Raw genomic sequence first — 17,517 nt, 5'->3', positions numbered from 1 at the left:
ATTACGATTTGGCACCGACGAATTCGTAAGCGCATCCTGCCAGAAACTCGCGGAAATGGAGTTCGTTCAGCTCTCGGCGGGCTGGTAGCCACGGGCGGAATTCTTCGTATTCGCGCGAGACGCCGAACGGTTTCGTAGCGAATATTCCGATTTCAATCAGCCATCGCGGCCAGCGCTCGGGGTGCTTCAGGCCAAGCAGGGCCATCCGGCCACCCGTCGGGAGAGCAGCTGAGGCGCGCTCGATGATCGCGGCGTAGTCAGGTGGCATTTCCAGTCGAAAGGTGCTGATGACTGCGCTGGTCTCGCTCGGAAAGCGGAAGGCGGCTACGTCTGACTGCACAAATTCGACATTGCTAGCTCGCAGGCGCTTCGCTCGTCGACGGGCTTGGTCGAGCATGCCTTGCGAAAGGTCGACCAGCGTCACCTTGCCGCTTGGTCCTACTCTCTCAAGCAGAAACGCGAGGTTTGCGCCGGTGACAGCACATAGATCGATCACATGGTCACCGGCCTTGAGTTCAAGCCGGTTAACCAGATCGCGTCGCCAGCGACCAAGACCGGCCCACCGAAACCCCGACACCAATCGGTCATAGATTCCCGCGTTCTTGTCGTAGAGACGTTCAACCTGTTCGTTGGATAGAATTGCCATGGCGCGTGCTAGCGAACCTCGTCCGAAGAGATGGTGAAAACCTCCGCGAGGTCGTCCGGGTATGGCATTGGCGCGAATGCGCTCACGTTTGCGCGTCCGGTATTGCCCCAGGGGAGCCGTCCGGTGAGATTACCAAGGGGAGCGAGCGCAAGACGTATGACCTGCCCCAGAACTTCGCGGCCATCGCGGGTTTCAACTGCATAGCCCAGCATCGTCATATGTGAACGAAGGTGCGGCCCGAAGAAGCCCTGGCCCAGAATATGTTCCCGCTCGAGCGCGGTCCAAGCCAAAGCCCGGTCACCAGACTGCCTGGCGGCACGGAAAACGCGCCGCTCAGCTTCGATAAGTTCAATAATGTCCTTCTTTGCCACAGGATTTTACCGTTCTGCTTGCATCTTCGAATCGTCTTATGCACCTTGTAGTGGCTACAAGGTCAAGCATTGCGAGAAACCCATGAAGATTGGTGCCCTGGCGCGGAAGACCGGCACGACCGCCGAAACGATCCGCTACTACGAACGGACCGGATTGCTGGAGGAACCACCACGCACCGCCGGAAACTACCGGGACTATGGCCCGACCGAATTGGCCAGATTGCGGTTTATCCGCCGCGCACGCGACCTCGGCTTCACCATGGCGGAGGTGCGCCAATTGCTTTCTTTGTCGGATGATCCATCGCAATCGTGCGAAGCCGTGGACTCTATTGCCAGCCTCCACCTACGCGAAGTGGATCGGAAGCTTGGTGACTTGCGAAAACTGCGAACCGAACTGCGCCATATGGTCGACGACTGCCAGCACGGAGCGGTTGGCGAATGCCGGATAATCGAAGTGCTTTCCGGCTAGCGGGACAGCGCGCGTTTATTCGAGCGGTGACGGGACGCAAACCATGATCATCTCGAAATTCGGGGCGTGTTCTGACATATCTCGTCGGTGCGTTCGACAACAGAACCGATCCAGTCATCGATCTCGGCTTCGACCCAAACCGTGCAACGGGGACCGAGCGAACGCGACTTTGGAAAACGGCCTTCGCGCATCCGCTGATAGATTGCCGTTCGGCGCAGGCCCACGCGCGCCATGACCTCGGGAAGACGAATGAGCCGGTCTGGCGTTGGCTCGACAGGAACGGCTTCCGCGTCCGTTTCGAGACCAGTCGTCATTTCAGAGAGCGAAGCTTTGTTCATCCTGCCGCTCCAGTTGCGCGAGGTGATCCGACAGGAGACCGGCGGTGCGGTGAGCGGTCCCCTTTGCCCAGCGCGGTCTCACATCGAGCAGCCTCTCGCCCAGCGCTTGATCCAAAGCAGACGGCAACTCGCTTATGAAGGTTTCAAGAAATTCCAGCACGCCGCTATTCTGCCAATCCTTGCTACGCTGCGAGTACCCCGCGAGTGCCAGCATCAGGGAGGTGCGCGGCGCGTGACCGCTCGCGTCAAGGATGGCCAGCGCCTCAAGCAGTGTGGCTGACCTTGTCCCGGCGAGGATGCGTCGGAGCGCGTCCTTGTTGATATTCGTCTGTGCGGCAATCGTCCGCCGGGACTTGCCACTTTCGTCCACGGCATGGTCGAGGAAAGCGGCGACTCCTCGCGATAGTTCTCCCCATTTGTCGTTTGTGTTTCGCGCCATTGTTCCTGCTTCCGGTGATCTTTAGCGAATCACCAACAGGCTAGGCGACGCGTCAAACTGTAGGAAAGGAAAAAGAACAAATAAGGAACTCGTAGGAAACTGGCTCATCGTCACACGATTTGATTCGCGCAGAGTCCGGTCCCTCGATCTCAGATTTCGGTATGGGTGGCGCAATGATCGGTATTCTTGGCCGCAATGTCTGCACCGGTCGCGCAAAGCCCGGTCAGATTGCCCAGAATCGACGATTTCTCTTGGTCGGAATGCCGCGTGCGGCAGTTTCCGTTTTCCTACACCCTGCCTTCCAATCGAGGAAAGAACATACAGCGAACGCATCGCTGCCAATGTTCGAAACGGAGTTCCTCGATGAACAATGCAATCACCCTTCCCCGCCCATCCGTCAAAGGCATTCGTGCCCGCGACTATATTCTTCCGGCCGCGATTGCGGTCGCCTGCGCCGGTGCCGCCTATGCCGGTGCCGACACGACCTTTGATCCGGCGCTGCAGAAGTTCACTGACTTCCTCGAAGGTTCGGGCGGCAAGATCATCACCGTCCTCAGCCTTGCCGGCGGTTTGATCGCGCTCGCCTCGGGCCGCTTCGCCCTTGGGCAGGTCGCGGTCCCGGTCGGTGTCGGAATTGGCGTCGGCACAGGCGTGCCGATCGTCACCTCGGTCGTGACCGCAACCATTTGATCGCGGTCTAACGACGGGAGGGCGGCATGGCCGACAGATACCTCGTTCCACGGCGGCTCGACGACCCGGAGCTCATCGGCTTCTGGACCATCGACGAGTTTGCGGGACTGCTCGTCCCCTTCGCGTGGGGCATCCTTTCGCAGCACATCATCATCGGCACCGGCCTATCGGTCATGACCTGGTTCGCCCTTCGAAAGGCGAAGGCATCAGGCGCAGGGTCGAAACTGGTCCATGCTGCCTACTGGTATCTGCCGGGGAGCTTCCTCGGGCTGAAAGCCACGCCGCCCTCCCACTGCCGCCTGCTCGCAGGCTGAGGGAGGACCCAAGTGAAACACGAATTCGCCTATGAGGAAGCGCAGCGTCACCTCAAACAGCGCAACCGCTTCGCCGCGCTGTCAGCCGTGCTGGGCCTTACCAGCCTGCTGGCGGTCGGCGCGGCGGCGACGCGCGAGGAAAGCGTCATTTTGGTGCCTGTCACGACCGAGCGCCTGACGCTCGGGAGCGGCGGTACCGATGCGCACTACCTCGAACTCGTAACCCGCGACACCGCGCTCATGCTGCTCAATCGCGCACCCGAGAGCCTCGACTACTGGATGGAACAGGTCCTCAAGGTGGCAGATCCGTCAGCGCACGGGAGCCTCAAGGCCGAGCTCGTCAAGATCGTCGACGAGCAGCGCGGTTCGGACATCAGCCAGGCCTTCGTCATCTCGCGGATGGAGGTCGACGCGCAGGCGCTCACCGCTGTCGTCACCGGCACGCTCAAGACCTTCGTCGGTGCGCAGGTGATCGCAAGCCAAGAGCGCAGCTTCGAATTCAGCTGGAACCGCCGCGGCCTCAGTCTCGGCCTCACCGGCTTCCGCCAGCTCCCAACCGAAAACGAGGAGGAGAACCCATGACACTCCTATCCCGCCCCTTCCCCGCCGCGCTGACCAGCGTTGCGCTGGCAATCGCCACGGCCGCCTACGCTTCACCGGCACATGCCGACCAGTTCGTCGAGGCCGCTGATGGCGCCGCGATCGACTGCGTGCTCGCGCGCGGCGCGCTGACCCGTATCGCCCTCATCGAGGACGGTTTCGCCAATGTCTCGAAGATGGCGAGCGGTTTTCCCTACAACGATTTCGAGGTGACCCACGAGCCGGTGCGCGGCGACATCTATGTCTCGGTGCCGCTGCAATATGCGAGCGCCAAGGTCAGCTTCTTCGCGACGAGCAGCGCGGGCTATGTCTACAAGTTCACCTGCCGCGTCGAAGGCGAGGAAGCGAGCCAGCTCTTCGTCACCAATCCCGCGCTCGCCAAATCCCAGGCGAGTGAATGGGAAGGCGCAGCAGTGACGCGCGACGAGGCCGCGATCCGGCTGATCGAAGCGATGGCCAGCGATGGGGTCCTGCCGGGCTTCCGCGCCCGTGCCGAACTTTCGCGACCACGCCACACCGACAGCCTCGAAGTGCAGCAGGTCGCGGAATACGAAGGCGCCGAACTGATCGGCCAAGCCTTTACTCTCCGTAATCTTGGCCCGGCACTCGTCGACCTTGCCGGTGAGCGCGAGGCGCCCGCCGGGGCGCTGGCCTTTGCCTATGGCCGCAACTCCCTCGAGCCCGGCGAGAGCACGCAAGCCTTCCTTGTCTTTACCAAGGGAGGGCTCAAATAATGGCCGATACCGACACAAGCTATACGCCCGCGGCAGCGCCAAAGGACGAGACGCGCGGCGAAGCCCGGCGCGATCTCAACCGCACGGTCGCGCAGCGCCAGAAGCTGTTGCTTGCCGGGATCGGCGGCGTGGCGCTCATCGCCGGTTCGATGTTCATCTTCGGCGGCGAGGATGAAGCGAGCGCCGACGGCGCGGGCGCAACCACGATCGAGACCGGCGCGCTGGTCAATCGCAATCTCTCGCAGCGCGAATTCGTCGCCACTTACGGCAACCGCCTCGATGCGCAGGGCAAGGCGATCAAGGACCTGCAGGAGACCCAGCTTCCCAGGGCTTCGATCGAGCAGGAGCTCGAAACGCTGCGGGGCGAGAACGCGCGGATGCTGAGCGACGGGCAAGCTGCGATCGATGCGATCTCGGCGGAGAACGCTGCCTTGCGCTCGGAACTCGAAACCGTCCGCACCAATCCCCCAGTTGCGCCGGTGGCCGCAGTCGATCCGCGGGCTCCGGGCTTCGCTCCCGGACCGCTCGAGCCACCCAGCGAACCCAAGGCAAGCCTGCTGAGCTTCTCAAACGACAAGCCGGGCACCGCCAAGGCCAAGGCAACCGAAAGCGCGCCGGCGCTGCTGCTCGAGGCAAGCCGCGATTACCTGCCGCCCAACAGCTATGCACCTGCCACCGTAATCGTCGGGGTCGACGCCTCGACCGGGGTCACCAGCCAGAGCGATCCGCTGCCCGTGGTGCTGCGGATCACCGGTCCGGCGCGCTCGGTGCTGCAGGGCAACAAGCTCCTCACCACCGATCTCACCGGCTGCCTCGTCAACGGCGCGGCGCGAGGCGATCTCTCGGCCGAGAAGGTTTACGTCAAGCTCGTGCGCATGACCTGTGCGCAGCCCGGCGGACGCTTCGCGGTGAGCGAAGTGAAGGGATTCATCGCCTTCGCCGGCAAGTCGGGCGTGCGCGGCAATGTCGTCAGCCGCGAAGGCAGCCTCGTCAGCCAGGCGCTGCTCGCCGGAATCGTCGGCGGCTTCGGCCGCGGCTTCTCGGCCAATGCCAACGGCATCTTTGCGCAGCCTGTCGGCAGCGACGGCAAGCGCGACGCGCTCTCGCCGACCGACATCCTCGCAGGCGGCCTGGGCCAGGGCGCGGGCGAAGCCGCCGACACCGTCAGCAAATACCTCATCGAACGCGCAGAACAGTACCAACCCGTCGTCGAGATGCCGACCGGCATCGCAGTCGAGATCGTCTTTCTCGACGGCGTCCATGTCAGGAGCACACCCCAATGAACTACTCGAACCAGCGGCCCGGCCTCAAGGCGCGCGCCGCGCACATATCGCTCGCCGCCGCCAGCGCAGCAGCCCTCCTTACAAGCGGCGTCGCGATCGTAACCGCCATGCCCGCGCAGGCCGCGATCACGCGAGATGTGGTTGAAGCGCTCAAGCTTCGTCTGCCCAGAACGCCGATCGACGCGCTCGATTGCACGACATTCGCGCCATGGTGCGAGGTCGTCTCGGGAGAGACGCTGTTCTACATCGACGAAGCGGCACGCTACCTCTTCGTCGGGCGGCTCTACGACATGGAGGAGCGGCGCGACGTGACTGCCGCGCGCCTGCTCGAACTCAACCCCGACCTGCTCGCCGCCGGCGCAGCCCGCCACGCCGGCGAGGACACTGGAGGGCGCCATGACGTTGCCGAAACCCGCGACAGGCAGGTCGCGACGCATGTCGATCTCAAAGCCCTTCCCAAGGAAGGCGCGATCCTGTGGGGCAATCCCAAGGGGCCGAAGCTGGTTGTCTTCTCGGATTTCCAGTGCGGCTACTGTAAGCGGCTCACCGGCGAACTCGAGAAGGCAGGCGTTCTTGTAGAGGAACGGCCGATCTCGATCTTCGGCGCATCGAGCCGGCGCAGGTCCGAGGCGGTGCTCTGCGCCGCCGATCCGATCGGGGCGCTCCATGCCGCCTATACCGGCAAGCACCTCGAACCGCGCGCCGCCTGCAAGAAAGCAGCTGCGCTCGATGCCAACGAAGCCTTTGCACAGGCCAACGGCTTTGCCGGAACCCCGGTAATCGTCCGGGCGCGCGACGGTGCGGTGCTGCACGGCTACCGTGATGCAAAGACACTGCGCGCCTTTGCCAATGCCAAGACCGGATCGAAGCAATGAGCGGCGGTGCGACCCGTGTCGGAGCGACGGCAATTCTCGCGTTGATGATCGCCGGCTGTGCGACGCTTGGCGGCAACGTCAAGGGCGACTTTTCCTGCCGGGCACCGGAGGGAAGCTGCGCGCCGACCTCGATGATCGACGATACCGCGACCCGCGTTTCACAGGCAGAACGGTCCGGTCATGCCTCTGCGGGAGCGCACAGGGCCGGTGATCGCGGATTGCGGATCGTTGTTGCGGGCTACCGCGACGGGACGGGCCACATCCACGAGGCCCGGGTTGTTCATGTCGTGCTGCCCGATCGCGCTGCCGAGCGCTGGCGCGCGCCGCGTTCGACCGGCGACGTGCTTCGCGCACTGGCGCGTCCGGCTGAAGCAGAAGTCGCCCCGCCCGCCGCCGCAGAAGCAATTCCTTTTCAGCTTTCCAATCCGTCCCCCCAGCAGCCTCCCGATGTCCTGGTCATCCCCTCGCAGGATCTGACGGAGCTGCCCGGCGCCAAAGCGCCGGACCCCGGGGCACCTGGTCGTCCCCCCTCCCCCGGCCAGGTGCCCCACCCCGTTCTGCCCGAAGGAGAGCCCAAGTGAACCTCTCGCTATCCTCTGCGCGCGACGCGCTTCTCGCTGGCCTGTTCGGCGATGCGAAAAGGGGCGATCATGCGCAGCCGCGTTTCGCGCTCGACATGCTGTCGGACTGGCTTCCGTACCGAGTCTATGACGAGGGCCCGGGGCTCTACCGCAACGCGCACTCGAAGGGCTTCATTCTCGAAGTCACCCCGCTCATCGGCGCCGACGAGCGGACAGGTGAGATCCTCGGCCAGTTCTTTTCCGAGAGCCTGCCGCAAGGCGCCTGCCTCCAAGTGCTGAACTTCGCGTCCCCGCGCATCGGCGCCATCGTCGGCCCGTGGTTCGCACCGCGCTACGAGCAGGGCGGGATCTACGAAGCGATTGCGAAAGCCCGCACCAACCGGCTCTACGATCTCGTCTGGAAGTCGGGCTCGGCACACGCGCCGTTTCATGCACGCCATGTGCGTCTGGTGCTCTCGCTCGGCGTTCCGGTGCCCGGAAGCGTCACCGATGCAGAACTCACCGAATGCCGCGACGGGATGTCGGGGATGCTGAACTCGCTCGGCCTTGCATCGAACAGGCTCGAGCCCGCAGGCCTCCTCGCACTGGTCGACGAGCTCACCTCGCCGACCACCGCGCGCGAACCCGATCTCACCCACTGGAACCGCGAGGACACGCTCGACGCGCAAGCGATCCGCCGCGACATCGAACTCGAAGTCGAGGACGACCGGCTGATCTTGCGCACCGAGCGCTTCCGCGAGACCGGGCGCTCGCGAGATGGCGTGCCGCAGGTAGGTGAATGCTATCCCGACCGCTTCGATATGCGCCATTACGGCGTGCGCTCTACCCCTGAGCGCTGGGCACCGTGGGAATGCGCGCGGCTCATCGGCGACATGTTCACCGACAAGCTGCGCTTTCCCTGCCCGGCTGCGACCATGCTGTGCCTGCATTATCCCGACCAGGAAGCCGCCTCGGCGCGCGCAGGCTACAAGTTCATGCGCACCACCAGCCTGTCGGAGACCAAAAGCGCGCGCTTCCTGCCCAAACTGTCGGAGCAGTCGGCAGAATGGAGACACGTCCAGGCCGAACTCCAAGCGGGCAAGAAGCTCGTCAAGCTGTTCTATGGTCTCACCACGATCTCGCCGCTCGGCGAAGGCGATGCGCATGAGCGCACGGTCAAGGCGATTTACAAGGCGGCCGGATGGGACCTTGCCGACGAGCGCTTCCTCCAGCTCCAGGGCCTCGTCGCCTCGTTCCCGTTGAGCCTCGCCGATGGTCTGGTCCACGACCTTGCGCGGCTCAAACGCTTTCGAACCATGCTCTCGACCACCGCGGCCAATATCGCCCCCCTGCAGGGCGAGTATCTCGGCGGCACGATCCCGCACCTGCTGCTGCTCGGACGGCGCGGCCAGCCCTTCTTCTGGTCGCCCTTCGAGAACAAGGCGGGCAACCACAACATCGCGATTTGCGGGAAGTCGGGCTCGGGCAAGTCGGTGCTGCTGCAGGAGCTATGCGCCGCGCTGCGCGGCGCTGGCGCCAAGGTCGTGGTGATCGATGACGGCCGGAGTTTCGAGCACTCGATCAAACTTCAGGGCGGCCGCTTTGTCGAGTTCACGCTCGCCTCGGGATTCTCGCTCAACCCGTTCTCGATGGTCGACGATGCAAGGGCGCATCAAGACGAGGATTACCGGCTCGACTGCTTTGCGATGATCAAGGCGATCGTCGGCCAGATGGCGCGGCCAAGCGCCGCGCCCTCTGACACCGAACGCGGCCTCATCGATCGTGCAGTAACACAGGTCTGGAATGCGCTCGGCAGCGGGGGCGCGATCGACGACGTCGCGCATGCGCTCCATCAGAGCGAGAACGAGGCGGGCAAGGACCTAGCCACAGCGATCGCGCCCTTCTGCCGCGGTGGCAGCTATGCCGGGTTCTTCTCGGGGAAAGCGAGTTTCGCGCTCGAAGACGATTTCACTGTCTTCGAGATGAGCGACCTCGCGTCCCGCGAGGAGCTTCGAAGCGTTGTCCTCTCGGCAATCATGTTCATGACCGGTCAGGCGATGACGCGCTCGTCGCGCTCGACCAAGAAGCTGCTGCTGATCGACGAGGCCTGGGCGATGCTCAGGGGCGGTTCGATGGGCGAGTTCGTCGAGACCTATGCCCGCACCGCGCGCAAGTATGGCGGCGCGCTTGCGACCGCCACCCAGTCCTTGAACGACTATTACAAGTCCGATGGCGCGCGGGCCGCGCTCGAGAATAGCGACTGGATGCTGGTGCTCCAGCAGAAGCCCGAGACCATCGCCGATTTCCGCAAGGAGGCCCGGCTCGACATGGACGACCGGACCGAGACGCTGATCCGCAGCCTCAAGCGCTCGGGCACCGAGTACAGCGAGATCTACCTCAAAGGTCCCGAGATGGAAGCCGTTGGACGCCTGGTGCTCGACCCACTCTCGGCAACCATCTTCTCCTCCGATCCTGACACCTATGCCGCAATCCACCGCCATGTCGAAAACGGCATGCCGCTGGAGCGCGCAGTCGCGCTGGTCGCAGGTGTGGAAGGAGGCATGTGATGGTGCTCGAGACCACCACGCTCGTAGATCGCGTGCCGCTTCCGTCAGTCAGACAAGCCTGCGACAAGCACCGTGCGATCGACTGGCTGGCGCTTTTCCAGGGCACCTGCCTGGTGCTGATCAAAACGGCAAGCTTCGCGGCGAGCACGCTGCTGCTGGTCCTCGGCCTGCCGCTGTTCGTGTTCTTGGCTGTAGCAGGCTGGGATCTCACGGCGCTGTTCGCGCAGCTCGGCAACCTCGCCGATCACTACCGCACCGCCGATCCGATCGCGCGCCGCTTCTTTGCCCAGGACCTCCAGATCGCGTTTCTCATCGCAGCCGGCGGTCTCGCCCTGCTGCGCCTGCCGGCCTTCCTGCGCCGCCTCGACCGCCGCCTCTCCGAAGGATCTTCTCGCCATGGATAAACTCAACCTCCCGCTGCGCCTGCTTGGCCCGAAACTGCTTGCCGTAGCCTTGCTCGTTGCTGCGCTCTTGTGGGGCGCGTGGCTTACCCAGCAGGTCACCAGCGCCCCCAAGCAGCGGATCGTCACGGTCCGGCTTGCCGAGACCATCGGCACCTTCGTCGAGGAGGCCGCGCGCGCCGATGCCGATCCGGCGGTCGTCCAGGCGGCAAGCCTCGCCTATCTCAAGGCCGCCGAAAGCGCCGTTGCCGACATGGGCCATGACGGCCGCGTGGTGCTGGTTGCCGAGGCCGTGCTCGCGGGCGCTGCCGACGACGCAACCTCCGAACTCGAGCAGCGCATTGCGGACAAGCTCGCCGGGGAGAAGCAGCCATGAGCCTGACCCGCACGATCCGCCGTTCGCTGCTGCTCTCGGGCCTCGTCCTGCTGCCGCTCGCCTGGGCGCCGCTCGATGCCTTCAGCAAGGACCACGCGTTCCTCATCAATGCGAGCCCGAGCCTGCCCAACTGGGCGTTCTGGCTCGACAAGCACGCGCCGATCGAACGCGGCAGCCTGATCTTCTTCGAGCCGCCGCAAAGCGAGCTGCTCGAAAGGCATTTCGGAAAAGGACCGCAGATGTTCGGCAAGCGCGTGCTTGGCATGCCGGGCGATGTCGTGCGCCACGAGGGCGATGCGGTCTTCATCAACGGGAAGCAGGTCGCGAGCCTGCTCGAGGTCACCCGCCTTGGCGTGCCGCTTACGCGCGGTCCCGAAGGCGCAATACCGGAAGGTTGCTACTACACCGGAACCGACCATCCGCGCGGGCTCGACAGCCGCTACGGCGCAATCGGGTACGTGTGTCGCGGGCAGATCCTCGGCAGCGGGAGGGCAATCCTGTGATGCGCTCCTTCCTTCCGCTCGGCGCCTTTCTCCTCGCTGCGCTCCCGGCCAGCCTGCAAGCACGAGACTACGGCCAGCGCGGCGCGGTCTTCCCCGTGATCGAGCGCGACCTGCTCGAACAGATCCATACGCGCCTCGCGCAGATGGAAAATTCGGGCGAGACCGCCCGCCTCAATCAGGAGCTCAAGCGTCGCACGATCGCCCGCGTAAACCGGCCCGAACCGGTTGCCGGCCTCACTCGCGCAAGCGCAAGCCGTAGCTGGGCGTTCGACCCGACGATCACGCTCGCCGCCGATATCCGCGGGGCCAAAGGCGAGCTCATCCATGCCGCCGGAACCCGGGTCAATCCGCTCGACAGCGTCAAGCTGCGCTCCGACCTCCTCTTTCTCGACGGCGACGATCCCGCGCAAATCGCCTGGGCGCTCAAGCAAGATGCCAATGCCAAGCTCATCCTCGTGAAAGGCGCACCGCTCGAACTGATGAAGGCCCGCCAGCGCCGTTTCTATTTCGACCAGAGTGGCAAGCTGACGCAAAAATTCGGTATCAAGGCTGTTCCCGCGCGAGTGCGCCAGAACGGGCGCTTCCTCGAAGTCAGCGAGATTGCGCTGCCGCGCCGGAAGGCACAGCCATGACCGGAATCCGCGCCTTCCTCGTACTCTTCACGGCGATGCTATCGCTGGTCTTCTCATCACCCGCTTCGGCCGATGCCGGCCCGGGCAAATGCACCGGGCAGTTCGTAAACCCGATCACCGACATCTGCTGGTCGTGCCTGTTCCCGATATCGGTCGGCGGGCTCGAAATCTGGCCCAGCAATCGCCCCGATCCCGACAATCCCGACCTGCCAGTCTGCCTGTGCGGGCTTCGGCCCGGCATCGCGATGGGGTTCTGGGAGCCGGTTCGGCTCGCCGATGTCAGTATGAAGCCGTGGTGCTTCGTCAACCTCGGCGGGATGAAACTCGATCCCGGCTTCGATATCGGGTTCCGCTCAATCTCGGGTCCTTCGGCGGTGGGCGGCGCCAGCCAGTATTATTCGAGCTGGCACGTCCATTGGTATGCCTATCCGCTCATCTACTGGATGGAAATCGTCGCCGACTTTCTGTGCCTTGAGCCAGGTTCGATCGATATCCTCTATATCTCAGAGATCGATCCGCTGTGGCAGGACAGCGAACTCACCGCGATAATCAATCCCGAAGCGGTGCTGTTTGCCAACCCGCTGGCGCTCGCCGCCTGTGCGGCCGATTGCGCTGCATCGACCGCCAATTTGCCGCTCGACGAGATGTTCTGGTGCGCGGGCTGCCAAGGGTCGATGTACCCGATGAACGGCAATGTCTCGGCCTCGATCGGACATGTGCAGGCCTCGCGGCTCGTGCTCTCACGCTTCGCCTACAAACTCCACCGCGAGCTGGTCTCGTGGGGGACGATGGGTTCGAAGGGTCTGTGCGGCAAGTACCTCATGCCGGTGATGCGCAAGCAGCAATACCGCTTCCAGACCACCAACCCCAACCCGGCGACCAAGGGCCGCTACGCCTGCCCGCCCATCGGCGCCTCAACCACCTTCCAGTCCCCCGGACAGGTCATCCCCGCCATCGGCGAAGACATGGGATACCTCGTCTGGCGCAAGAGGAATTGCTGCGCGCTATGAGAAACGCTTTCCCCATACTCGTTGGCCTGAGCCTCGTGATCGCTGCCGGATTTGCCGCCGCTTCGGCGCAGGATGCCGGGCCCGATCTTGACCTCGCTGAGATCCGCGCACGCGCGGCCGAACATGCCGCCGACGCCGAGGCTCTCGCCACATCGGTCAGGACAAAAGCGGATGCCCTCGCAGAAGACGCGCGCGCCGCTCAGCAAACGGCTTTCGACAATCGCGCAGCCTATGCCGAGACTGCGCAGGCGACCGCGAATGCCGGGCCGCTCGATCTCGATGGCATGATCCGCGCCCAGGCCGACGCGGAAGTGGCAGCGATGGGCGACACGCCCCGGTTCATCGCTTTTGCCTCATTGGCAATGCCCGAGCCCTCATTGAAGGCGCTGGTTCGCGATGTCTCAAGGGCCGGCGGCGTCACCGTACTGCGCGGTTTCCCGCAAGGCGACAGCTCGAGCTTCAAGAAACGCATCGCCGCCATCTGGAGCGATAGCGATGATGCCGGCGCGCTCGGGATCGACCCGCGCCTGTTCCGCGCCTTCGATATCAAGGTTGCCCCGAGCTTCGTGATGATCGCAAGCGATTTCAGCCCCTGCGACGGGTTCGACTGCAAAGACGTCTTGCCGCCGCACGACCGCATTGCCGGCAATATCAGCGTGGCCGAAGTGCTTGACACCTTCGCTTCGGGAGGCGGTCCGGGAGCGCAGCTCGCGCGCCTCCATTCCCGCAGGCTCGAAGGAGAACGGCCATGAGGCTCATACAATCGCTTCGCATAGGACTGCTCGGTCTTCTCGCCGTCGCCGCGCCCCTTTCCGCGCAGCAGCAGGACGCGCGTGCCGATGGCAAGGCCTTTGGCCAAAGCCTGCGCGGCGAAGCGCAAGAAGCTGCCAGATCGCAGCCCAATGCAGCAAACCTGCCCAATTACGACCGCGACGCCGTGCAAAACCTCGAATCGCTCGCCGGCGACCCCGACCGGATCGAGAGCAATGCGACAGCGGCAGCCTCCGGACACCAGGGCTATCGGGCAATGCGCGAAAGCGTGGCCAATCGCGCGCGCTTCGATCCAAGCGAGATCGAGGACGTCATCGCGCGCAGCCTCGCCATCAACGAGACCCCGCTCGACTATACCAGTGGCATGGATATCTCCGGCGGCCAGGGCAATTGTGTCCCGCTGCCGCCCGGCTCGAGCGCGGCGGGAACCTATACTGCGACCTGCAACACCGGCACGCGGATCGACCAGTCGGTGGGTCAGTGCGCGGTGCCGCTCGTTGCCAGCGTGACCCGGCGCCAGCAATGGCACTATCTCTGCAATGAGACGAGCACAGTCTATGGATATCCCTGGTGCTCGGCATTCGATGGAGGCTCGTGCCGGATCACGGGGTATCGGCCCGGCCCCTGCCTCCAGTGGCGGCAGGACCAGTTCTACAGATACTGCACCGAACCTGGCGACCCCATCGCCGAAATCACATGCGACACTCCAGATGCGCGCTACACGCCCTATGCGGTGACCACGGACAACTCGATCGATACCTTTTCCGACGAGAGCCAGTGCACCGGATTTGCCGATAATGGCGACTGTACGCTCGATACCGAGATCTGCACCGATGCCGATCCGCAGACACGGGTGATCGACGGTGTCTCGGTTACGCGGCCCTGCTGGGAATGGCAGCGTAGCTACACCTGCACATCGCGCGATGCGGCGACCGACTGTTCGGACATCGAAAGCCAGGGCACCTGCCGGTTCATCGGCGAGGAATGCCTCACCGACGAGACGCCCTGCGAGACCTGGGAGCGCATCTACGAATGTCCCCTGCCCGGTACGGACAGCTCCACCCAGTATGTCTGCGACGGCGATGTCTATTGCATCGATGGCAGCTGCGAGACGATCGAGCGCACCGCCAATGACGAGTTCAAGGATGCGGCGGTCGCATTGCACGCCATGGACGAGGCGCGCGGCCAGTTCGATCCGAACACGCTGACACTGTTCCGCGGCACGCGCAACACCTGCTCGTCCAAGGTCTTCGGCGTGCTCAACTGCTGCAAGGGTAAGGGTTTCCCGCTCATTCCGGGGATCAGCCTGCTGGTTGCGCTCGGCTGCGATCGCGAGGAAGTGCTACTCCACCAGCGCGATGCGCAGGGGCTGTGCGCCTATGTGGGGACCTATTGTTCGGACAAGTTCCTCGGCGTCTGCCTCACCAAGAAGAAGGTCTACTGCTGCTTCGAGAGCAAGCTGTCGCGGATCCTGCAGGAACAGGGCCGCAAGCAGCTCCCCAAGCCATGGGACAAGCCCAAAGAAGAACAATGTGAGGGGTTCACTCTCGACGAGTTTGCCCGGCTCGACCTCAGCCGGATGGATTTCAGCGAAGTCTATGCCGAGTTCACCGACGCGGCCCGACTTCCCGACGAACTCGAGACCTCCATCCTCATCCAGCAGAAGATCGAAGACTACTACGCAAGGGGCGGCCAATGACCCATCTGCATCACCTCACGGCGCTCGCGCTCGGCATCGCTGCCCTGCCCGCCACTCTGGCCCAGGCGCAGGAGCGGCGGGACACAAGATCGACCACCTCGGCAGACGCGCTCTACTGCGAAGAGCGCAGGCTCGGCTACTGGTTCTACTGCGTGAAGCCCGCTCCCATTGAAGAGCCACAACAGCCTGAAGCCGAGCAGGTCGCGGCAACGCAGGAACTCGACGCGATCACCTCCGAGCTTCGCGAACTCAAGGCGCGCGCGATCCTCTATCCGACCGAGGCCAATGTAGCGGCCTATATCCGCTTCCAGCGCGCGCAGCTCGACCGCGCCTCGCTGTTCTCCGATGTCTGGCAGCGGGCGATCTGGCAGGACCCGGACCTCGACTACACGCTTGAACGCCCCGTCGGAGCGGTCGCCAAGAAGCAGTGGCAGGATGCCCGCAGCGCGGAGCGCGATCACGTCATGGCAACGCTCTCGCAGCGCTACGGCCTTTTCTATTTCTTCAGTTCGACCTGCGGACCGTGCGAAGTGATGAGCCCGATCGTGAAGGGCGTCGCCGACCGCTGGCGGATCACCGTGCGCGCGATCTCCACCGATGGCGGTCCATCCCGGCATTTTCCCGACTATCGGGTCGAGACAAACCAGCGCGGCAAGCTTGGTCTCGAAGGCAAAGCCACCCCCGCTCTGGTGCTGTGGGACAGCGTGACCAAACGCCCGATCCCGATCGGTTACGGTGTGCTCTCGGCCGACGAACTCCAGGACCGCATCTACCTTCTCACCTCCAAGGAAGCAGGACATGATTACTAGCATCCGCAATGCGGCATTGACCCTCGCCGCCACCAGTTTGGTCGGCTCACCTGTCGCAGCGAATGTTGGCGACAGCATGGACCGCTTCATTGACGATATGGGCGCGGCGGCGAATGTCACCGGCCCGACCGCCTTCGAAGGTCAATCGGCGGGCTATTACAGCCTCGGCAATGTCTGGACACGCTTCCCGCAGAAGACCACCAATATCGCCAATCTCCAGCTGCCGCGCGCAAGGGCGGGCTGCGGCGGGATCGACATCTTTGCGGGGTCCTTTTCCTTCATCAATGCGAGCGAGATGGTCGCGCTCATGAAGGCGGTTGCTAACAACGCGGTCGGGTTCGCCTTCAGCCTGGCGATCGATACCGTCTGCCCCGAGTGCAACAAGATCATGCAGGAGTTCAGCCAAAAGGCTCAGCTCATGAACAATCTGTCGATCAACTCGTGTGAAATGGCGCAAGGGCTGGTCGGCGGCATCTGGCCCAAGGGCGATCTGGCCGACAAGGCAATCTGCGAGGCGATCGGCAATTCGGAAGGGATCTTCACGGATTACGCCGCAGCCAAGCATGGCTGCGGCACACGCGGACAACGCGCTTCAACCAACGACAGCGCCGGCACCGACTATGCTGACGTCAATCCCGGCGTCGCGCGCAACTACACCTGGCACGTCCTGAAAAAGAGCGCCTTCTTCAATCCCGGCGGCACTTTCGACCGCGAGCTTGCAGAATACGCCATGACGCTGATTGGCACGGTCATCTACGTGCCGCCCAAGGATGACGAGGCAGGCAAGTTCGTGCCGTTCTCGGGCGACGCGTCCTCGACGCTCGTAAGCGCGCTCCTAGACGGGACGCAGGGCCAGACCGTGCGCGTTTTTCGCTGCGACGAGACCGATCTTTGCCTCAATCCCACCTTCGAGCAGATGAGCCTATCGAATGCGAAGGCCATACGCCCACGTGTGGCGCTGCTTATCGGCAATATGGTTGATGCAATCCGCACCGACACCGCGATCGGCAATGCCGAAAAGGAACTGCTGCAGGTTGCCTCGGTGCCGCTCTACAAGATCCTTACCGTCCAGGCCGCCTATGGGCGCGGAATGCCGACCGACGACCGTGACACGCTCGCTGAGATCGCTAGCATCGACCTGCTCTATGCCATCCTCGACCGGATCGTCTCGGAAGCCGGTCGCTCGATGGCAAGCTTCATCGCCGCCGACGAAGCCAAGCTCGCAATCTGGCGTGGCCAGGTCGCCGAGGTGCGCTCTGGCCTCGTCCAGCGGCAGGCAACCGGACAGGCCAAGGTCTCCGCGATCATGCAGATCATCGAGAAGACCGCGATGATCGAGAACGCGCTTGCCGCCTCGATGTCGCCTTCGATGTCCGCCGCGCTCGACTGGTCGCGCGGACTCCAGTCGCGCTCGATCGTCCCCTGAGGCG

22 protein-coding genes are annotated in these 17,517 nt (G+C 63.9%); 18 read left to right on the top strand and 4 right to left on the bottom strand.

All coding sequences use genetic code 11. The annotated features are described in order from the left end of the window. Position 1: 1 nt before the first annotated feature. Positions 2–646 carry a class I SAM-dependent methyltransferase gene (locus tag A9D13_RS02660; RefSeq protein WP_010412648.1) on the bottom strand — a complete coding sequence of 215 codons (645 nt, stop codon included), beginning with the start codon at positions 644–646 and terminating at the stop codon, positions 2–4. 8 nt (positions 647–654) lie between these two features. Then, a complete protein-coding gene (locus A9D13_RS02655; RefSeq protein ID WP_010412645.1) occupies positions 655–1,017 on the bottom strand; it encodes a DUF3703 domain-containing protein in 363 nt (120 codons plus the stop codon). Positions 1,018–1,099: 82 nt separating this feature from the next. Here A9D13_RS02655 and A9D13_RS02650 point away from each other — a divergent pair, with 82 nt between their 5' ends. Beyond that, positions 1,100–1,486 (top strand): MerR family transcriptional regulator, encoded by a 387-nt coding sequence (locus A9D13_RS02650; protein ID WP_010412642.1) that lies wholly within the window; start codon positions 1,100–1,102, stop codon positions 1,484–1,486. A 47-nt stretch (positions 1,487–1,533) separates the two neighbouring features. On the opposite strand, the gene A9D13_RS02645 is transcribed toward A9D13_RS02650, so the two are convergent. Together A9D13_RS02645 and A9D13_RS02640 are read right to left on the bottom strand one after the other, a co-directional pair. Continuing rightward, positions 1,534–1,800, bottom strand: coding sequence for an AlpA family transcriptional regulator (locus A9D13_RS02645; protein WP_010412637.1), 267 nt, complete (start codon positions 1,798–1,800; stop codon positions 1,534–1,536). Position 1,801: 1 nt separating this feature from the next. Then, positions 1,802–2,263 carry a hypothetical protein gene (locus tag A9D13_RS02640; RefSeq protein ID WP_029140025.1) on the bottom strand — a complete coding sequence of 154 codons (462 nt, stop codon included), beginning with the start codon at positions 2,261–2,263 and terminating at the stop codon, positions 1,802–1,804. 363 nt (positions 2,264–2,626) lie between these two features. On the opposite strand from A9D13_RS02640, the gene A9D13_RS02635 reads away from it, so the two are divergent. From A9D13_RS02635 to A9D13_RS02555, 17 genes are read left to right on the top strand one after another with little or no spacing between them, the layout of a single operon-like run. Next, a complete protein-coding gene (locus tag A9D13_RS02635) occupies positions 2,627–2,953 on the top strand; it encodes a hypothetical protein (RefSeq protein WP_010412629.1) in 327 nt (108 codons plus the stop codon). Positions 2,954–2,979: 26 nt separating this feature from the next. Continuing rightward, positions 2,980–3,267, top strand: a complete 288-nt coding sequence (gene traL / locus A9D13_RS02630) for a type IV conjugative transfer system protein TraL (protein ID WP_010412623.1) — start codon at positions 2,980–2,982, stop codon at positions 3,265–3,267. 12 nt (positions 3,268–3,279) lie between these two features. Beyond that, on the top strand, positions 3,280–3,849 hold the full coding sequence (locus A9D13_RS02625) for a type IV conjugative transfer system protein TraE (protein ID WP_010412621.1): 570 nt from the start codon (positions 3,280–3,282) through the stop codon (positions 3,847–3,849). Beyond that, entirely contained in the window at positions 3,846–4,601 is a 756-nt protein-coding gene (locus tag A9D13_RS02620) for a type-F conjugative transfer system secretin TraK (protein ID WP_010412619.1), read from the top strand. The genes A9D13_RS02625 and A9D13_RS02620 overlap by 4 nt, the downstream gene beginning before the upstream one ends. Beyond that, complete coding sequence (locus A9D13_RS02615) at positions 4,601–5,884, top strand: TraB/VirB10 family protein (RefSeq protein WP_010412616.1); 1,284 nt, start codon at positions 4,601–4,603, stop codon at positions 5,882–5,884. Before A9D13_RS02620 ends, A9D13_RS02615 begins: the two co-directional genes overlap by 1 nt. After that, positions 5,881–6,759, top strand: a complete 879-nt coding sequence (locus A9D13_RS02610) for a DsbC family protein (protein WP_010412614.1) — start codon at positions 5,881–5,883, stop codon at positions 6,757–6,759. The genes A9D13_RS02615 and A9D13_RS02610 overlap by 4 nt, the downstream gene beginning before the upstream one ends. Next, positions 6,756–7,340, top strand: a complete 585-nt coding sequence (locus A9D13_RS02605) for a hypothetical protein (protein WP_228275084.1) — start codon at positions 6,756–6,758, stop codon at positions 7,338–7,340. Before A9D13_RS02610 ends, A9D13_RS02605 begins: the two co-directional genes overlap by 4 nt. After that, positions 7,337–9,886, top strand: a complete 2,550-nt coding sequence (traC, locus tag A9D13_RS02600) for a type IV secretion system protein TraC (RefSeq protein ID WP_066769764.1) — start codon at positions 7,337–7,339, stop codon at positions 9,884–9,886. Before A9D13_RS02605 ends, traC begins: the two co-directional genes overlap by 4 nt. Beyond that, positions 9,886–10,290, top strand: coding sequence for a hypothetical protein (locus A9D13_RS02595; RefSeq protein WP_066769762.1), 405 nt, complete (start codon positions 9,886–9,888; stop codon positions 10,288–10,290). Before traC ends, A9D13_RS02595 begins: the two co-directional genes overlap by 1 nt. Then, a complete protein-coding gene (locus A9D13_RS02590) occupies positions 10,283–10,663 on the top strand; it encodes a TrbI F-type domain-containing protein (protein WP_066769759.1) in 381 nt (126 codons plus the stop codon). The genes A9D13_RS02595 and A9D13_RS02590 overlap by 8 nt, the downstream gene beginning before the upstream one ends. Then, positions 10,660–11,166, top strand: coding sequence for a S26 family signal peptidase (locus A9D13_RS02585; RefSeq protein ID WP_066769751.1), 507 nt, complete (start codon positions 10,660–10,662; stop codon positions 11,164–11,166). Before A9D13_RS02590 ends, A9D13_RS02585 begins: the two co-directional genes overlap by 4 nt. Beyond that, positions 11,166–11,798, top strand: coding sequence for a type-F conjugative transfer system protein TraW (traW, locus tag A9D13_RS02580; protein WP_066769749.1), 633 nt, complete (start codon positions 11,166–11,168; stop codon positions 11,796–11,798). The genes A9D13_RS02585 and traW overlap by 1 nt, the downstream gene beginning before the upstream one ends. Beyond that, positions 11,795–12,808 carry a conjugal transfer pilus assembly protein TraU gene (gene traU, locus A9D13_RS02575; RefSeq protein WP_066769747.1) on the top strand — a complete coding sequence of 338 codons (1,014 nt, stop codon included), beginning with the start codon at positions 11,795–11,797 and terminating at the stop codon, positions 12,806–12,808. The genes traW and traU overlap by 4 nt, the downstream gene beginning before the upstream one ends. Further along, on the top strand, positions 12,805–13,560 hold the full coding sequence (trbC, locus tag A9D13_RS02570) for a type-F conjugative transfer system pilin assembly protein TrbC (protein ID WP_066769745.1): 756 nt from the start codon (positions 12,805–12,807) through the stop codon (positions 13,558–13,560). The genes traU and trbC overlap by 4 nt, the downstream gene beginning before the upstream one ends. After that, positions 13,557–15,278, top strand: a complete 1,722-nt coding sequence (locus A9D13_RS02565) for a conjugal transfer protein TraN (RefSeq protein WP_066769742.1) — start codon at positions 13,557–13,559, stop codon at positions 15,276–15,278. Before trbC ends, A9D13_RS02565 begins: the two co-directional genes overlap by 4 nt. Continuing rightward, positions 15,275–16,087, top strand: a complete 813-nt coding sequence (locus tag A9D13_RS02560; protein WP_066769740.1) for a conjugal transfer protein TraF — start codon at positions 15,275–15,277, stop codon at positions 16,085–16,087. Before A9D13_RS02565 ends, A9D13_RS02560 begins: the two co-directional genes overlap by 4 nt. Next, positions 16,077–17,513: a conjugal transfer protein TraH gene (locus tag A9D13_RS02555; RefSeq protein WP_066769738.1), complete on the top strand. Its 1,437-nt coding sequence runs from the start codon at positions 16,077–16,079 to the stop codon at positions 17,511–17,513. The genes A9D13_RS02560 and A9D13_RS02555 overlap by 11 nt, the downstream gene beginning before the upstream one ends. The last annotated feature ends 4 nt before the right edge of the window (positions 17,514–17,517 follow it).

It is taken from the genome of Croceicoccus mobilis, assembly GCF_001661965.1.
Taxonomy (GTDB): domain Bacteria; phylum Pseudomonadota; class Alphaproteobacteria; order Sphingomonadales; family Sphingomonadaceae; genus Croceicoccus; species Croceicoccus mobilis.
The sequence above is the reverse complement of the archived record's forward strand: the minus strand, read 5'-3'. Positions and strand labels throughout refer to the sequence as shown.

Coding starts and splice junctions, on each gene's coding strand:
- A9D13_RS02605 (WP_228275084.1), top strand. CDS start 6,756: ATGAGCGGCGGTGCGACCCGTGTCGGAGCGACGGCAATTCTCGCGTTG.
- A9D13_RS02645 (WP_010412637.1), bottom strand. CDS start 1,800: ATGACGACTGGTCTCGAAACGGACGCGGAAGCCGTTCCTGTCGAGCCA.
- A9D13_RS02585 (WP_066769751.1), top strand. CDS start 10,660: ATGAGCCTGACCCGCACGATCCGCCGTTCGCTGCTGCTCTCGGGCCTC.
- trbC (WP_066769745.1), top strand. CDS start 12,805: ATGAGAAACGCTTTCCCCATACTCGTTGGCCTGAGCCTCGTGATCGCT.
- A9D13_RS02560 (WP_066769740.1), top strand. CDS start 15,275: ATGACCCATCTGCATCACCTCACGGCGCTCGCGCTCGGCATCGCTGCC.
- A9D13_RS02565 (WP_066769742.1), top strand. CDS start 13,557: ATGAGGCTCATACAATCGCTTCGCATAGGACTGCTCGGTCTTCTCGCC.
- A9D13_RS02590 (WP_066769759.1), top strand. CDS start 10,283: ATGGATAAACTCAACCTCCCGCTGCGCCTGCTTGGCCCGAAACTGCTT.
- traU (WP_066769747.1), top strand. CDS start 11,795: ATGACCGGAATCCGCGCCTTCCTCGTACTCTTCACGGCGATGCTATCG.
- traW (WP_066769749.1), top strand. CDS start 11,166: ATGCGCTCCTTCCTTCCGCTCGGCGCCTTTCTCCTCGCTGCGCTCCCG.
- A9D13_RS02595 (WP_066769762.1), top strand. CDS start 9,886: ATGGTGCTCGAGACCACCACGCTCGTAGATCGCGTGCCGCTTCCGTCA.
- A9D13_RS02660 (WP_010412648.1), bottom strand. CDS start 646: ATGGCAATTCTATCCAACGAACAGGTTGAACGTCTCTACGACAAGAAC.
- A9D13_RS02650 (WP_010412642.1), top strand. CDS start 1,100: ATGAAGATTGGTGCCCTGGCGCGGAAGACCGGCACGACCGCCGAAACG.
- A9D13_RS02615 (WP_010412616.1), top strand. CDS start 4,601: ATGGCCGATACCGACACAAGCTATACGCCCGCGGCAGCGCCAAAGGAC.
- A9D13_RS02635 (WP_010412629.1), top strand. CDS start 2,627: ATGAACAATGCAATCACCCTTCCCCGCCCATCCGTCAAAGGCATTCGT.
- A9D13_RS02555 (WP_066769738.1), top strand. CDS start 16,077: ATGATTACTAGCATCCGCAATGCGGCATTGACCCTCGCCGCCACCAGT.
- A9D13_RS02610 (WP_010412614.1), top strand. CDS start 5,881: ATGAACTACTCGAACCAGCGGCCCGGCCTCAAGGCGCGCGCCGCGCAC.
- A9D13_RS02640 (WP_029140025.1), bottom strand. CDS start 2,263: ATGGCGCGAAACACAAACGACAAATGGGGAGAACTATCGCGAGGAGTC.
- traL (WP_010412623.1), top strand. CDS start 2,980: ATGGCCGACAGATACCTCGTTCCACGGCGGCTCGACGACCCGGAGCTC.
- A9D13_RS02620 (WP_010412619.1), top strand. CDS start 3,846: ATGACACTCCTATCCCGCCCCTTCCCCGCCGCGCTGACCAGCGTTGCG.